18 protein-coding genes and 1 pseudogene are annotated in these 15,514 nt (G+C 41.3%); 8 read left to right on the forward strand and 11 right to left on the reverse strand.

All coding sequences use genetic code 11. The annotated features are described in order from the left end of the window. The gene (locus SY85_RS18385) at positions 1-492 is read right to left on the reverse strand and encodes an RNA polymerase sigma factor (protein WP_066406359.1); all 492 of its coding nucleotides are present in this window, start codon (positions 490-492) and stop codon (positions 1-3) included. A gap of 316 nt (positions 493-808) precedes the next feature. On the opposite strand from SY85_RS18385, the gene SY85_RS18390 reads away from it, so the two are divergent. After that, the gene (locus tag SY85_RS18390; RefSeq protein ID WP_066406360.1) at positions 809-1,147 is read left to right on the forward strand and encodes a zinc-ribbon domain-containing protein; all 339 of its coding nucleotides are present in this window, start codon (positions 809-811) and stop codon (positions 1,145-1,147) included. A 421-nt stretch (positions 1,148-1,568) separates the two neighbouring features. Next, positions 1,569-2,096 (forward strand): hypothetical protein, encoded by a 528-nt coding sequence (locus tag SY85_RS18400; RefSeq protein ID WP_066406366.1) that lies wholly within the window; start codon positions 1,569-1,571, stop codon positions 2,094-2,096. A 142-nt stretch (positions 2,097-2,238) separates the two neighbouring features. Here the strand turns inward: SY85_RS18400 and SY85_RS18405 are convergent, their stop codons facing one another. Continuing rightward, on the reverse strand, positions 2,239-2,814 hold the full coding sequence (locus SY85_RS18405) for an ester cyclase (RefSeq protein ID WP_066406372.1): 576 nt from the start codon (positions 2,812-2,814) through the stop codon (positions 2,239-2,241). A 410-nt stretch (positions 2,815-3,224) separates the two neighbouring features. On the opposite strand from SY85_RS18405, the gene SY85_RS18410 reads away from it, so the two are divergent. Together SY85_RS18410 and SY85_RS18415 are read left to right on the forward strand one after the other, a co-directional pair. Beyond that, entirely contained in the window at positions 3,225-3,767 is a 543-nt protein-coding gene (locus SY85_RS18410; RefSeq protein ID WP_066406373.1) for a hypothetical protein, read from the forward strand. A gap of 311 nt (positions 3,768-4,078) precedes the next feature. Continuing rightward, a complete protein-coding gene (locus SY85_RS18415; RefSeq protein WP_066406374.1) occupies positions 4,079-4,981 on the forward strand; it encodes a class I SAM-dependent methyltransferase in 903 nt (300 codons plus the stop codon). Positions 4,982-5,015: 34 nt separating this feature from the next. On the opposite strand, the gene SY85_RS18420 is transcribed toward SY85_RS18415, so the two are convergent. From SY85_RS18420 to SY85_RS18435, 4 genes are all read right to left on the reverse strand, one after another. Beyond that, positions 5,016-5,351 (reverse strand): gamma-glutamylcyclotransferase family protein, encoded by a 336-nt coding sequence (locus tag SY85_RS18420; RefSeq protein ID WP_066406378.1) that lies wholly within the window; start codon positions 5,349-5,351, stop codon positions 5,016-5,018. A gap of 185 nt (positions 5,352-5,536) precedes the next feature. After that, positions 5,537-6,166, reverse strand: coding sequence for a hypothetical protein (locus SY85_RS18425; protein ID WP_066406379.1), 630 nt, complete (start codon positions 6,164-6,166; stop codon positions 5,537-5,539). A gap of 198 nt (positions 6,167-6,364) precedes the next feature. Further along, positions 6,365-6,646 carry a hypothetical protein gene (locus tag SY85_RS18430; protein ID WP_066406381.1) on the reverse strand — a complete coding sequence of 94 codons (282 nt, stop codon included), beginning with the start codon at positions 6,644-6,646 and terminating at the stop codon, positions 6,365-6,367. A gap of 362 nt (positions 6,647-7,008) precedes the next feature. After that, complete coding sequence (locus tag SY85_RS18435) at positions 7,009-7,242, reverse strand: hypothetical protein (RefSeq protein ID WP_066406382.1); 234 nt, start codon at positions 7,240-7,242, stop codon at positions 7,009-7,011. A gap of 959 nt (positions 7,243-8,201) precedes the next feature. Between SY85_RS18435 and SY85_RS18445 the strand changes: the two genes are divergently transcribed. Next, the gene (locus SY85_RS18445; protein WP_082886583.1) at positions 8,202-8,690 is read left to right on the forward strand and encodes a hypothetical protein; all 489 of its coding nucleotides are present in this window, start codon (positions 8,202-8,204) and stop codon (positions 8,688-8,690) included. Between the two features lie 353 nt (positions 8,691-9,043). Here SY85_RS18445 and SY85_RS18450 read toward each other — a convergent pair whose 3' ends face one another. The 3 genes and pseudogenes from SY85_RS18450 to SY85_RS18460 all read right to left on the reverse strand — a co-directional run. Continuing rightward, positions 9,044-10,465, reverse strand: a complete 1,422-nt coding sequence (locus SY85_RS18450) for a tail fiber domain-containing protein (protein WP_066406386.1) — start codon at positions 10,463-10,465, stop codon at positions 9,044-9,046. A gap of 28 nt (positions 10,466-10,493) precedes the next feature. After that, positions 10,494-11,501 (reverse strand): T9SS type A sorting domain-containing protein, encoded by a 1,008-nt coding sequence (locus tag SY85_RS18455; protein ID WP_066406387.1) that lies wholly within the window; start codon positions 11,499-11,501, stop codon positions 10,494-10,496. Between the two features lie 389 nt (positions 11,502-11,890). Next, a pseudogene (locus SY85_RS18460) lies at positions 11,891-12,160 on the reverse strand (helix-hairpin-helix domain-containing protein); the annotation flags it as partial. 97 nt (positions 12,161-12,257) lie between these two features. Here SY85_RS18460 and SY85_RS18465 point away from each other — a divergent pair. Beyond that, on the forward strand, positions 12,258-12,707 hold the full coding sequence (locus tag SY85_RS18465) for a lipocalin-like domain-containing protein (protein ID WP_066406389.1): 450 nt from the start codon (positions 12,258-12,260) through the stop codon (positions 12,705-12,707). Between the two features lie 22 nt (positions 12,708-12,729). Here the strand turns inward: SY85_RS18465 and SY85_RS18470 are convergent, their stop codons facing one another. Continuing rightward, positions 12,730-13,131, reverse strand: a complete 402-nt coding sequence (locus SY85_RS18470; RefSeq protein ID WP_226998890.1) for a hypothetical protein — start codon at positions 13,129-13,131, stop codon at positions 12,730-12,732. A gap of 280 nt (positions 13,132-13,411) precedes the next feature. On the opposite strand from SY85_RS18470, the gene SY85_RS18475 reads away from it, so the two are divergent. Further along, complete coding sequence (locus SY85_RS18475) at positions 13,412-13,582, forward strand: DUF1059 domain-containing protein (RefSeq protein WP_066406393.1); 171 nt, start codon at positions 13,412-13,414, stop codon at positions 13,580-13,582. Between the two features lie 48 nt (positions 13,583-13,630). On the opposite strand, the gene SY85_RS18480 is transcribed toward SY85_RS18475, so the two are convergent. Continuing rightward, positions 13,631-14,011 (reverse strand): hypothetical protein, encoded by a 381-nt coding sequence (locus SY85_RS18480; RefSeq protein ID WP_066406398.1) that lies wholly within the window; start codon positions 14,009-14,011, stop codon positions 13,631-13,633. A gap of 114 nt (positions 14,012-14,125) precedes the next feature. Between SY85_RS18480 and serC the strand changes: the two genes are divergently transcribed. Continuing rightward, positions 14,126-15,232, forward strand: coding sequence for a 3-phosphoserine/phosphohydroxythreonine transaminase (gene serC / locus SY85_RS18485; RefSeq protein ID WP_226998891.1), 1,107 nt, complete (start codon positions 14,126-14,128; stop codon positions 15,230-15,232). Positions 15,233-15,514: the final 282 nt, after the last annotated feature.

The following is a 15,514-nucleotide window of genomic DNA, read 5'->3' on the forward strand; positions in this document are numbered from 1 at the left end:
TTAGTTTGTTTTAGAGGCCTGGTTTTTTAGTTTTTCTTTTATTCTCGACAATCGGGTGCCAACATTGCTTGTGGAGATTCCTATGATCTGGGCAATCTCTTCGTAGCTCTTGTCTTCTAAGTAAAGCATAACAATACCTTTGTCTAGCAGGTTCAACTTGTTCAATTGCGCTCTTAACCATTGCCATTTCTCTTCTAGTTCGTCGGTGTTCTTGTCCTGTAAATGCAATAGGGGTTCATCTAAGGGTACTGTCTGTACTTTTCGTTTCGCTACTTTCAAATGATAGATAGCCACATTCATAGCTACTCTATACATCCAGGTGCTGATGCTTGCCATTTGATCAAATGTGTCAAATGATCGCCAAAGCTGATAGATGATTTCCTGCACCAGGTCGTTTTTGTCTTCAATGGTATTGGTATATATAGAAGCGACCTTATAAATCAAACCTTCATTATTCTTGATAGCCGTAATAAACCCTTCTTTTTTGTCCACTTGATATTGGCCTGTTTTGTTTTCTGTACTGTATTAGTGTATTGCTGTTAGAAAAAATCACACGAAGGAAGAAAAAAAAGTTTCAATACCTGCTTTGGAGGGCGAGTGGTGAGTAATGAGCGGCGATTGAAGATAGCCGCCGTTTCCCTCCCCATGCACATAAGCTATGCGAGGAGACACGGCGGGGACAGAATACGATAGCCAACTTTTTGTTGTGTATGCCATGTAAATAGATTTTGAGTGTCGCGAGTTTTATAACCCTAAAAGGGGATAATACCAATAGTAAGGTTTCCCTATCTTGTTGGAAAGATACCCTATGTTTATTATCTATGGCTGGCGCAAAAAGATGGTAGGCGCTTTTGATGCTTTCTTATATAAGTGTCCCTATTGTGAGCAAACCAATACAACCACCATTGCTGTTTACTCTAAATACTACCATATTTTTTGGCTGCCCCTATTTCCCTACGCTAAAGAAGCGCATGCGGGCTGCTCTTCCTGTAATGCAGCAAGAGATGATAATAAGTTTGGTCCTGAACTAACTAAGCAAGCAAAGGAAATACAGAAAGAAGTAAAGCATCCTGTTTATTTGTATTTATTGACCATCCTATTTTGTTTAGTGGTGGCTGCAGTGACTGTTGCTTCAATACTGCGTTAAGTAGAATAAGGCTGTAGCTAAAACCATTTAAGTAAATGAGTAATTATAATCTTGAACAAGAAGATGGTTCTGAGTCGTCGGATGTAGGTATCAGTCATTTGCGTCCGACTCCACTTTATGGTGTTTTTGTTTGCGCCATCATTATTATAATCGTGGCTGTGATTCTAATAATCAAAAATGAGGTTGCTAGCGGGTACTTGCGTACAAATAAGGTTGGCACTATAACAGGTCCAATTGCATTCATCTTAGGAATACTTTTGGGAGTGTTTCCATTGTATTATTTAGTTAAGATGCGACGGAGGCATTCAAAGCGCGTCTAAAATTTCCGTACTGTTATGTTCCTTTGTCCCTCCCCAAGCGCATAAGGTATGCGAGGAGACACGACGGGGAAGAAGAAAGTATTCTATTTTTGATAACAACAATGAAACAACTACTAACGCTTTGCTTACTAAGCTTGCTTTCTTTCGGTGGCTATGCGCAATCAAAGCCCTCCAAGAAACAGACTTTAGACTATTTGGATAAGACACTAAAAATGTCTGTTGGTTATGTAACGTATAAAAATGAAAAAGGTACTAAGTATCGTATAGAGGGCGCCTCTTTTTATCCTGCAGAAGTTAAATATGAATTTAATTTTTATGCAAGTAGTACCGATCAAAACTATTTGAAGTATGAACAATACTCAAATATTCATTGGGAAGACTTGGAGGAGGTAAAGATCGAAAGGAACTCTAAAACAATGGATAAAGAGCTTACGCGAATATATATTCGATTCGCCACCAAAATTCGCTATGATGCCCAGGGGGGCGGTGATGCTATTGAAATGGACGATGATATGCATTATCCTACGAGCTTTACTTTGTATATTCTTAAAACAAAGGCCGAAAGTGTGAAAAAGGCTTTGGAACGCTTAAGAGAGCGCGCTAAAGAAGAGAACAAAGATCCATCCTAATGTCTTTATCACCTTAATAGATGTATGAAATCTTTTGCGGGCCTAAGCCTCTTAGGGTCTGAGCGGGGTCTTTACTGCCAAGCCCGGTAGTGTGGGGAGGCCCCGCTTGTGCTTTGATAATTGTTTACCAGAGACGTAGTAATTATTGTGCTAACCCAATTTGTTTCATAAATGCCTGGTTGTCCCAGAACAAATATTCTTCAATCATCTTCCCATCTTTCCAGTGACCAACGGTACACATGCTAAGTTTGAATTTCTTTCCAGTTGGAGGAATGGTTTTACCATTGCCTGCTGGCATCGGCTTAGAAAAAGTACCTTCCATTTCTCCTATGACACAGGTCCAATCACCAGAGCCAAATTTAACAGGGTGTGATTTGATCTTTGTGTCAGGGGCAAAAGCAAACATCGGCGTAAGCATGTCTATATGCTGCGGATTTAGTCCCGTAGTAGTAGTGCCGTCGGGATAGTAGACTTTAATGTTAGCGTCATGACTGATGGCAAAGCTGTCCCATTTCTGATTGCTGTAAAATTGAAAATCAAGACTATCAAATCGTCTTAATCGCTCTTCAGTCAGCTGGTCGTTATTCATCATACTCTGGTCATTGGATTTTTTTACCTCATCTGTGTTAGATGGAGATTGTTGATTGTTGCTACACCTGGTAAATAACAAGCCTATAACGATGGCTGGTAGCAGGAATGCAAGTTTCCTCTTTTTCATGTTGGTTAATTTTTATTACTAGAAGATCTGGCACAAAACTTAGACCGCAACTATTTGTTGTGAATGAATTGTAGGCCTTTTTCAATAGGATTGAAGGGAACATCTTGTTAGGTTGCCGAAAGCATTTTATACAAACGTTCAGTGAAATAAAGAACCGTTAGTCAACAACCAACATGAATGAAAGGCAACATGCATCAACCTCATCAACCCTAATAATAATTTAGAAGAAGAGGTTGCATTCGGTGTTTTAATAGCGTAATTTGTGTGTACCAAGTACCAATTCATATCCTACATATCTATCCTTAGATTGCTGTAACAAATACCTGTAAAAAATTATTCCTCTACTCTGAAGTACTACATTGTTTTATAACAGTCTCTCATTAATTCTCTAAATAAATTGGAGGTCTATTATGAACAACAGAGCTACTATTGCCCTTGTCTTTTATTTTATATTCGTTATCCTTGGCTGCAGCAAAGACAACTCTGGGCCCTCAGCGATAACACAAAGCAAACAGGAATCTTTACTGAGGGCTACAGGCGCTATACAGATAGAGGGGATCGGGCGTTATGCAGACGTTGGCCAATGTACTGATGAAACAGGTTACACCTTTGTCATCAGCATGACAGGCGATCTTGAGGGTTGTCTCTACACATATGTCGACGACTTTGCCTGTTCACCAAGTGGCACTTATCGTGAGTATGGCCGGGAACACTTTGTGGGTACATACAAGGGACAATCGGGTACATTCTGGACGGCATACAGTTTTGAAGGTAAGTACGAGGGATGTCCTCTAAACGGTGAACCATTAGGCGCTGAGATTTTTGGGCGTTGTCAACATCCCATTGTGAAAGGAAGTGGCACGGGTGTTTTCGAAGGTGTCAGTGGGCGACTGGCCTTTAGAGATAATGTGGAATTATTAATCTTCCCTTTTACAGGTCACCTACGTTACTAAGATTTATTTGAGACAGCGTCACCGTAGTAAACTAAAGAAAGTACTGACACTATTTGTTCCGTTGGATCTACCACCAGTGCGTAACGCTTATTGTCTGTATGAATGGTAAGAATTGCCGCAAGAGCTAATGCTCAGCTGTTGCTAATCTAAGTTTAATCTATCTGCTTAAATGCATAGTAAGTGGGCCTAAGCTTCCTGGCTTAGGCCTTTTAGCATTATAGGTGTCATCAAAATAAATAGTGTCACCTCTTCTTGCATTTTCCACTCCTTCTTTATAGCTTTTTAAGAATATTCACCAATCGAGACCAGTAATGCTTAGTTATTACTTTGAAGAAATTACGCATTGCGAAATGTGTGGGCAAAGCACGCATAACCATAAGGTTTTAGGCCAACGACTTAATCAATCCCAAGGGCTTAATCCAAGAACAAAATCCGGCATTAGTGTATCGGTTAAAAAATGCAGTAATTGCGAACTCATCTATTCCAGTCCGCAACCCATACCATTCAGTATACAGGATCACTACGGAACACCGCCAGAAGAATACTGGAAACCTTCGTATTTTAATTGGTCACCAGAATATTTTGCTTATGAGATAAGTGTATTAAAAAAGTTGTTGCCTTTTAAAGAAGGCATGACGGCGCTGGATATTGGAGCTGGTCTTGGCAAGTCTATGATCTCCTTAGAAAAGGCCGGCTACGATGTTTATGGTTTTGAACCATCGAAACCTTTCCATGAACGCGCCATCGAAAAGATGGGCAGGAATCCAGATCGGTTGAAACTAGGAATGATCGAAGAAGTGGACTATCCCGAAGGCTTTTTTGATTTTATAACCTTTGGTGCTGTTTTGGAGCATTTATACCATCCTGCACAGAGTTTGGAAAAAGCATTTAAGTGGCTGAAGCCCGGAGGCATTATACAAGTAGAAGTACCTTCATCAAAACACCTTATTGCAAAACTGATAAATACTTATTTCAAACTTATAGGAACAATCTTTGTAACAAATATTAGCCCCATGCACCCGCCGTTTCATTTATACGAGTTTGGGTTAAAGTCCTTCCAGGAGCTAAGCAAGCGGTTAAAATTTTCGATTGTAAAAAGGGAATATTTAGTGTGTAGTATATCTCCCGTCCCTAAACTATTGCATCCCATCTTTCGAACAATCATGGAAAGAACAAATACCGGAATGCAATTGGTGGTTTGGCTAACAAAATAATAGTTTAGATACGCATTGTTTGGGGCAGGCGAATTTAAACAGCTACATACACCCAGGCTTCTTTGCCTGATAGCAGCGTTACTTTTACGCGTTTATAGTCTTCCGTTTCATAAAGATCTGCCTTGTGCAGCTCATCTGTAGTAATGGTATAAACAGTGCCTTCAATAGCCATTGCACGATCGCTTGATGGGACAGCAATAAGGTGGTAAGGTTGTTCGCTTTTTTCAAGTACCGAGGCGTCCTTAATTTCAATAGTAGAAAGCGCATAGCCTTTTAGTGTATCTGGCATACCTCTTAAAGGGCGGCCGAACAATTCTTGTTGCACTTTACCTTTTTGTAGTGTTCCATATGAGAAGAGCAACTCTTGCATGTTTTTAGTTCTGTTTGTAGAAAGTTAGGTAATTATAACTTTTGTTGGTCTCAGAATACTATGCCTGCTACCTAATGGTTTAGAAGGTATATGCGTTAGCTAGGCTGTCTCTCTTTGAAGTATAGCGAGTGCGCTTCTGCGCCTACCATTATTGTACTCTAACGGCTCTGACTAGTATAGTTTCCTTAAACAGAAATATTGGAATAGCCATGAAGCGAAATTGATAATCCTTTGCCCATTTTCGTCAGGTAAGCATTGAGCGCCTTTGAATCGATTTCCAACTTCTTGTAGTTGGCTGAAGTAGTTACTACTACCTGGCCGGTAGTAAACGTGGGTGCTGCGGGAATAAATATGGTAGCATTGCCTTCATCATCTGTGTCAATTAAATACGCTGGTCTCCAATGTTCCTCCGTATGTACCAGGCAGGTTTCAAAAACTTCTTCAGCTGGGGCCGTGCCAATTTTTACTTCTGTTTCTTTTCTAAGGTCAAGATAGCCAGGAATAAAGCTAGCCAGTTTTGCATCTAGCCAATCGCTCATCCTTCTGAATACAGACATTCTAACCAGGAAGCCGGCTATTACGCAAAATAGGAGAAGCAGGATAAGCGCCATGATGGCATCACCAGCGGGACCAAATATAGTGTTAACACGAAGCAGGCGTGCTACTTGACCTCCCATAGTTAAGAGCTTGTCCCAAAACTTGCCAATGACAACAATGCTGATCAGTACAGGCATTAGAAAAATAAAACCTGTAACAATGTGATGGCGGAAAATTCTATATCTTCTTTTTAGGAAAATCATATATGCTCGTTTCATAAGCATTATTTTTATCTCCAACTCAAAATTACATATTCTCCTAGCCAAATCCACGCAGCAGCATGTTCTGGCCAACCTAAGCTTGCACTAGTTTTTAAATAACAGTACAGCTTACTATACCGTTAACTGGGAGGGGTGTAGCAAGATGTGCGTATTGGTAATCTAAATTTTGTTTAGCAGAAAGTGGTGTGAATAGCATTACAGGTTTTCTTCCACATATTCATCTAGAGCTTCAAATACTTTTAGTAATAAGCCTGGTTTGGTTATGCCGCCTTCTTGTAGTAAGAATTCCGGTATTGCATGATTTCCTTGTTTGCGAAGGGTGGGTCGGTTAGAAGTAATCATTAGCCGGCGAGGGCCTGCCTGCAATTCAAAGTATTCAGATTGTTCATCCTCTTGGTAGTTTACCAAGAAACGGTATTGCAATTTGCCGTGGTCCAATTCAATCCAGAACTGTAAATGAGCATTGTTCGGATTCATCAGGTTTAGGTTATGGTTTGCCGTTAATTAAAGGATGGCAAATCTAAGAAACGCTATTGATGTAGAATAATCATTACAGGAAATATTAAGCTGTAGTGTGAAAATGACAAGGCAAAATGGTGGTCTGGCTTAACAATACCGCTAAATAGTGGCCCTTGGCATAAGGCATGAAAAGCGCCCTGCATGGAAATGCAGGGCTTGTTACAACTAGAACTATGTATATATCAAAAGGAGAGACAAAATGAAGCAGGGGTAGGGTTGTTAATTATAAAGGTGTACGTTCTGCAAAGGAAAATTCGCTTTTACTTTTTTTAGTCATCAGTAATTACGGTAAAGCCGGGTGACCCGGTTTTATCTGAGCCTTACATCATCAACTCGTTGTTTGCCAGTATTTTTAAATTGGCGGGGTCGTCATCAATGGTAATAGGGTAAGTGCTTCTAATGGTAAAGTTGGGAGCATTCATGTTGTCTTGGAAAAAAGTATTGTGTTTACCGATAGGTCGGGAATTGGCATAATTAGCTATTCCATCAAGGTCGGTTTCAATAGGCGCTACACCCTTAAAATGTTTATTAATAGTAATACCCCCACTTGCCACCTGCCTATTATTTTAACAGCTTGACCCTTGGGCATAACATACGCTGAATGAGCAGCGTTATCCAGTGGGGTGTTTTTATCCTTATGGCGGGCCAGTAAAAGCAGGGGCGTAGCCATGGATAGCGTTAGCAGCGGTAGCTTCGGCTTCATGAAAAGGGTGTTATTCGTCATCTAAATTAGAAAGACTAATGAAGGGAGGTATGGGAAGTTTTCAACAGGCCTATGCGTTTCGAATAGGGATTACTGTTAGTATTTGGAGCTGTTAATTGAGGGTACACCAAAAAAATAAGGCTAAGGTAGAAACCTCAGCCCGCTTAAAATCCAATATCCTATGAAAAACCATATATACCTCTACAATAAGAGTGCCATGGTTTTAAAGGGCCATTTAAAGCGGGAAATGCTTCTTAGGAGCTATATGATATATATCTTTTTGTACTTTCTTTTCCACAGATTAAACCTTTTCCACAAAAAAGGGTCAATAGCATATGCCTGTAATACCGCCCTATTACGGGCATTAGTTAAACCGTTTGACTCCACACAAGCAATACCATCACCTTCTACTTAATGGCGGTTGTGTAACCTAGTGCTATACCCCCCATGAAGATTACCTGCTCTTCCACCTGAAGGATTAATTCGTATAAATGATTATGTCCGCCGCTACGATCCTGTACCCATATGAAACGGCATTCTGGATATCGGTACCCTGGTATCGTACGTGGAAACTATTGCCATCGATCCTCTTTATCTTGAAAGGATCTACATTTTTGCTGAACCCGTTCCCTATATCTGTAAGTTTTGGATCGGGCTGGATATTTATCCAGCCCTTACTATGATGGTGGCAGTTGAAGTATGGATCCCTTGTTTTTGAGGCCAACCAGCGTATTTGCAGGTAGATGCCTGTTTACGGTACCTACTATTTGATTAACTTATAGCTGCATTAATGACCTCCAAACTACGGTTATGGAAATGGCAAGAAGCATTCTATTGTGTGCTCTCCTTTTTATAATTACCCGATGCGCCTCTATTGTTAGTAGTACTAGCTGGCCATTTGCCATAGATACGCACCCCGAGGGCGCAGAAGTACGCATTACTAACAGGCGTGGTGAAGAAATATTCAGAAGCAAAACACCAACGGTGGTACGCCTGAAGTCGGGTGCTGGTTTTTTTATCAAAGAGTCGTACGTGGTTACCTTATCAATGAACGGCTATGACACCAAAAAGATCAATGTGGAATGCAAGCTGAATGGCTGGTATTTTGGTAATGCATTCATTGGAGGATTGATTGGCTTTCTGATTGTAGACCCGGCTACTGGTGCTATGTACCGACTTGCAAGCACCGGTATTACAGAAAACATGACGAAACAGTACAGCACGGGTGTTACACTGAATATCCTGGATAAGAATAATGTGCCGAAAGATTGGGAACGGAACCTGGAAAAAATCAATTGAATAGGCCTTTACCACCTATTAGCTATTTCTACTAAGAAGGTTTAACGTGACTGCTTGCTTATTAAATGGAATTTACCGAGTTTACTTGCCCGTTCTCTTTTGTAAAATGGGATGATTTGTTTGCAATACGCCCCTCCGCGATTGAGGATAGTTATTATGCAATGTGCTTTCTTTCGTCACTGCTTTATCTGGGGTTATGCTCTTTATAGCGTTGTTGGGGGGTGTATTAATTTAAAGTTCAAGTTCATGCTTTATCATTTCCTTGAAAACATGAAAGCTGCTAAATAAAAAGTGCCATTCTCTATTCAATCTGAACAAAGAACGGCGCTGGTTTTAAAAAGGATATTTTCTGATTATTTCAGCTTCTGTAAAACTTCAGCTAGCTGTTTTTCCAATTGTTCTATGCGTTTGTTTTGATTGTCAATAATGCTTTGTTGTTCTTGTACGGCTTTCACTAAGGGAACCACAAATGTGGCATACTCCAATGTATAGTGGCTTTTGTCATTCTCAGGCTTATGAACACCGCTGAAGTTGTAACCTACTTTTTTGGCAGCTTCTTCTACTTGCTGGGCACTGAAGCCGCTGTATAAAACGCCTTCCTTAGCTGCAATGCTTTTAACATTAATGGCATCGCTGTTTATGGAGTCAGCTTTGTTACCATACAATAGACGGTTTAACTTTTTTACGTCCGTGTTATAGGTAATCGGCTGCAGGGCCAGAATAAAATCTAACCCATGTGTTTGTGGTTGGATATTCTTTTTATAGCGGATATCACTAAGATTGGACCATGCGGCATAACCCCCAATTGAGGTAACGGACGTATTTCCAATTCGCACTTGATTACTTGCGTCAACTCTAGCCCCTTTTCCAATGGCAGTGGTATTATTTAAACCTGAATTGCTGGAACTTGGGCCGGCATCACTGCCTATAGCTGTATTATTACTGCCGGATGTATTCCAATATAAGGCATCACTGCCTATAGCTGTATTATCACCTGCAGTAGTTCTAAATAATGCGTTACTTCCGATAGCTGTATTTCTACTGCCAGAAGTATTTGACGAAATAGCACTTTCTCCAATTGCGGTATTATTGTTTCCCATGTTGTTATATCTCAGCGCCCATCCACCTATAGCAGTGTTATACCCTCCAAAGGTATTATCTTTTAATGCTAGGCCGCCAACAGCTGTATTGCCATATCCTTTACTGTTCTGAAGAGCGTTAAAACCAATAGCTGTCAAATAACTTTGTGGGTTATTTGAAGATGCTGCCTGGTGGCCAATAGCAGTAACTGCAGATCCCGTATTCCCAAGACCTGCCTGATAGCCAATAGCTGTAACATACGACCCCGAATTTCCAAGCCCTGACTCGTAGCCTAGTAAGAGTGGTGAGGTAATAGAATATGAAATCTGACCAGCCGGGCTATTATTAACCTTGAATTGTAAATCAACTCCATTGATCGTTCCTATAAAATCGGAATTGCCTGCATTGTTCCCATTCAAACCCCAGCCGCCAGCGCCACCTAACTGCTTCCATGTAGTACCATCCCAAAAATAAAAGCCCTGAGTTCCGCTAGTTTGATATACCAACAGACCAATTGCCTTAGAGGGTATGTTGTTGCGTTCCGTTTCCGTCATACGCGGTATCAGCAATCCTTTTGTCTTTGAAGAAATATCCAGCTGCGCACTGGCATCGGGCGTTAGTGTACCAATACCGATCTGGGCAGACGTTTTTTGAAGTACAACAAATAGCGATAAAGCTGTAAAAATCTTTTTCATAATAGGTTTCAATTCAGATATGGATACTTTATTTTTTAAGGATTGGGTAAGTTGCGGTTTCGCCATTTTCAAACTGCAGCTGTACATGATAGCTACCTGCCGGTAGTTTGGATAGATCTAACTGGTGCGACAGGCTATGTGCCACCTGCTCGCTTTTTATCAAACTGCCGCGGGCGTCATATACTTTTACCTGTGTAAGTGGCAGCTGCACGGATTGTATACGTACCGCACTTACCACAGGGTTCGGATAGAGTGTTGCTTGTACAGCACCTGGCAGCGCCGTAATTGAAACCACTTTGGAGTAATTATACTGGTCATTACGGTCAACCTGCTTGATCCGGTAATAGGCTTTGGCTGCAGTTGTTGTTGCATCTACCTGGCTATATGAATGCTCCCCTTTTACATTGTAGGCCGTTACGGGCTGGCCTACCTGCTGCCAGCGCAGTCCATCATCACTCTTTTCTACCAGGAAGTAAGCTGTGTTTTCTTCATCATGGGTTTGCCAGGTAATCTGTGCACCCGAAGCCTGGCGGTAAGCCGTTACTGCGCCCCACTGTAAGGGTAGGGGTATCAGGAAATGCGCCAGCGTTAGTTCATTAAGATTGAGCCCGCTGATAGCAGCTGTAGTTACCTGGTTAGCCGCAGCGTTTCGTATTACATTATTGGGAATAGGCATCCAGTTTGTGCCATTGTAAACGTTCAGCGTTAGAGCGTTTTCGGGTATGCCATTCAGTTCTCCATCTTCGTAAAAGATGGTGATCTCTCCACTAAAGGGAGCTGTGGTTGCTCCCAATTGAAAAACCCGGCTGATATAGGGGTTCTGAGCAGGGTGGAAAATGGTGGTGGTCCTAACTACATTGTTGGTGCCGGTTATAACAAACGCTGAAGAAGGCTTTAATCCCAGTTGATCAATAGCCACTTCATTGCTTGGTGATATATACAAAGAAGTGCCCGAGGAAATATAAAGGCCCGCTTGACTATAACTGTTTACATGGATCAGCGTCAGGCAACAGCAACTCAAAAGATATTTTATCACAGTAACTGGATTTACTTTACAACAACTTCAATAAGGCTAATGGCTTATATTAATGGGTCAACACTTTTTTATTCGTATTGCATAAATGCAATGCTTATCTACTCATAAATGGTTAAGTGCTATGATCTTTGTTAGGTGCTGAATAGTACAGAGGCAGATACGCTTCTAAAGTGAAGAGCAAAACTATTTTACAGAGGATACTTTCTTCTTAGTAGTACTACTGAAGTATATAAATAGGTTTTAGATAAGCGTATCTATAACAGCCATATAACTTTAATCAAATGAAAGCCTGCTTCCGATTGTTGATACTCTTTTTAGTATAAAATTGTACCTGCTAATACGTGCCCATGTCTCACTTTCAATTGGCATAAGGGTATTTATAGTCTGTTTTATTTTCTAAGGGAAAGCTGCCTGGCTTTTAGCGCTTCCTTGAGTTTAGGAAGTGAGCCAGGGGCCATGCCATTCAGTTGTAAGAGTTCTGCCTCACTATATTGCGTCAGCTGTTCTAAAGCTGTAATGCCCTTGTTTTCTAAAGCTCTTCTGGCAGGAGCGGCCAATTGGGCAAGAAATCCTTCTTTGGTTTTGCGTTCTTGCTCACAAAGGGGATAAGTAGGGCAGTCGCTACTTTTATAAAACTGGTGTCCGTTTGTGCATGTTTTTAAACCTTGTTCATAACCCGTATAAAGATAGTATGCCGCTTAACGCAGTAGTGGCAATTCTCTTTACTTCTTCGTAACTTATATGAAAACAAGAAGTATGAAAAAGATCCTTTTTAGTCTTGTAGTAGTTATTCTTTGTTTTTCCGCTTTTACAACCACTGCACAGACTTCCGCATCCAAGATCAACTATGCTAATCAAAACTTGAAATCCGCTCTTGCAGGTGCCTGGCAATCAACTGATGGTACTGAGTTTGCCATGATGAATGAAGATGGCTTTTTTTCTTCGATAAGCAAGGACTCGACAGGCATGTGGGCGTCTACGTATGCTGGTACGTACACCGTTGACAATGCCAACACGCTCACCTTTAAAGTCATGTACTCCTCTCATCCGGATCATGTAGGTGCACTGCATACGGTGGAGTATGAGGTGAAGGGCGATAACCTAACCATCAAGTGGTTTAAGAAACTGGTAGACGCCAAAGAAGGTGATATTACTGCTCGAATGCCTAAAGGGCAGCAAACAATGTATATGCGGGCTAAGAAGTAAAGCAACTTCTTAGTGCTGATAATTATGCTTTTTTAGCAGGTACTGGGTTATTGTAAAATATGTAGCCGAATAGTATGGCAAATAAGGTATAAACGCCAGTCAATAGTTGAATGGTGATAGGAAGGCTAGTATTATTAAATACCAGTTTGATCAAGGCCAGTCCACCTACCAAAAAATGGGTCAGGTTGGCAATGCTAATGGGACGGTTATAAATGCCACCAATAACACTGTCTTTGGCCATCCAGTTGAGTGTGGCAAAAGCAAAATACAGGGCGCCTAATACCTGAAAGGTTAGCTGGTTGGTTTTTGAAACGCTGGACTCTATATAGCCCGCTATTTCGGCTGGGAAGAAAGTGAGGGTAAGTCCTATAGCGGCAAGTATAATGGCACTAGCGGTCATCACCAGCTTGGTATTGATTCTCATAGCACGTAGTTGATTGGTTACAAAGATAGGGGTAACCGTGAGGTGGTTCCAGAAGTATCTCCTCTGTATGTCGGCTGCACATGCCGTGTCCCAATGCACGCTGGATCGGCATTGGAGTGACTGCGGGACAGCAGCGGTTGCAAAGATCGGGAGCGACTCATCCATTGTAATACTGCGTGTGATTGAGTAGTTTCATATTTCTTCAACCTTGTTTCGGAAACAACAACTGCTGCTCTCTTGAAATACTTCAACTAGATTATTTCTTTAAAAAATATTTATTATGAAAACCTTGCATTGTGCTGATGCTGGTTTTGACTGTAAGGCCGTTATTCATGCGGATACAGAAGAAGAAGTGTTAACTCAAGCTACTGAACATGCACGTGAAGTGCATGGGGTAGAAGTAACGCCTGAAATGGCCGAACAATTGAGAACGCTGATTAAGGAAGAGTGAAACTCGTGTGATCTCCTGTTTATAAGAATTCGATTTTGTAGTCTTCTGCTACACATTCAAATGTATTGTCTTTGAAAAAAATAGGTAGTGGCTTAGTTTGTCGCTGTTAGGTTGGCTAATTAGTGTTTCGTATTTGATTGGAAAGTCTGCACTCCAATCATTATTTAATTTATAAAACTTACCCCAAGGCAGCTCTTCGTTTGTGTATCGGTACTTATTCATAAAATAGCCTTCATCATTCATTGTGTTGAAGGAATATTTATGACAATTAAAGAACGTGAGTCTGGCTTTATCACCTTCTTGAAAGTTATTGAACTGAAAGCTGTTTAAATAAAACTCAATGATTACAGAATATTGGTCAACTAAAAGAAATACTTGAGGGTCATTGGGTTCTGCGTTCCAATCTTTATTAAGCTGAGTGTAAGTCATAAAATGCCTCTTACTAAGGTAGGTGTTATGTCTGAGTGTTATCCATCACTCTGTTTCCCACTTATTTTCAACACCTGCCAAAGGGAATATCCCAGACAATCGGATATTTGTACTATGAACACAAACAACGCTACCGCCTCCAAGCTGGTTTACAACTTCAACTCTGGTCCTTCTGTATTACCCAAAGAAGTATTTGCAGCGGCCAGTCAGGCTGTTTTGGACTTTAATGGAACAGGTCTTTCCATCCTAGAGATCGGACACCGCACTCCAGTTTTCCAGGCCGTGCTGGATGAAGCCGTTACCTTATTAAAAGACTTGATGGCATTGGATAGCGATCATGAAGTGTTGTTTCTGCACGGGGGGGCCTCCACACAGTTCTTCCAGGTACCAATGAATCTACTGGATGAAAAAGCAAAGGCTGCCTATACTGATACAGGTGTATTTGCCAATAAGGCACTGAAAGAGGCAAAGCTGTTTGGTACTGTAGATGTAGTGTGTAGTTCTAAAGAAGCCAATTATACGTACCTGCCCAAAGCGTTTTCGGTAGATCCGCAGTCATCCTACATCCACATTACTTCCAACAATACCATTTATGGTACGCAGTGGCAAGATATGTCGGTGTTGTATGAGAAAGGCGTGCCTCTGGTAGCCGATATGAGTTCCGACATCTTGAGTCGTCAGTTGGATTTTAACCGTTTTGACCTCATCTATGCAGGTGCGCAGAAGAATATTGGGGCAGCCGGTGTGAACTTGGTGGTTGTAAATAAAAATAGCTTAGGTAAAGTGAGTCGTGTATTGCCTACTATGATGGACTATCGCCATCACATAGAAGCAGGCTCTATGCTTAATACACCACCGGTGTTTGCCATTTATGTATGTATGCTTACCCTTCGTTGGTTAAAGAATATGGGTGGTATTGCGGCCATTGAAGTGGAGAATAATAAAAAGGCAGCATTGATGTATGAAACCATTGATGCCCTGCCCCTATATAAAGGCACTGTAGTTAAAGAAGACCGCAGTAGGATGAACGCCTGTTTTGTCATTGAAGACAAGCAAGTGGAAGAGGAGTTCCTCGCACTTTGCAAAGCAGAAGGTATGGTAGGCGTGAAAGGACACCGCAGCGTAGGTGGCTTCCGTGTATCCATGTACAACGCCATGCCATACGAAGGTGTTGCGGCCTTAGCCGATCTGATGAAGTATTTTGCTAATAAAAAAGGGTAACTAACTTAAAGCTGCAAGCTGCACGCAGAGTGCGCTTCGCGCAGTTTTGTTTCTCGCAGAGGCGCTGGGGACGCGGAGAAAAGGTTTCGCACAGAGGAAAGGAGAAAAGGAGAAGGGTTTCACGCAAAGGCGTGAAGTTTCAAAGACGCTAAGAAGTGATTTACTATAAATAGAAAAGCACTCCACATTTAAGGAGTGCTTTTCTATTTATAGTGCTTTTTATTCTTTGCGTTTTCTTCTCCGCGTCTCTGCGCCTCTGCGAGAAAACAGCTGCTTGCAGCG

It is taken from the genome of Flavisolibacter tropicus, from assembly GCF_001644645.1.
Lineage (GTDB): Bacteria > Bacteroidota > Bacteroidia > Chitinophagales > Chitinophagaceae > Flavisolibacter > Flavisolibacter tropicus.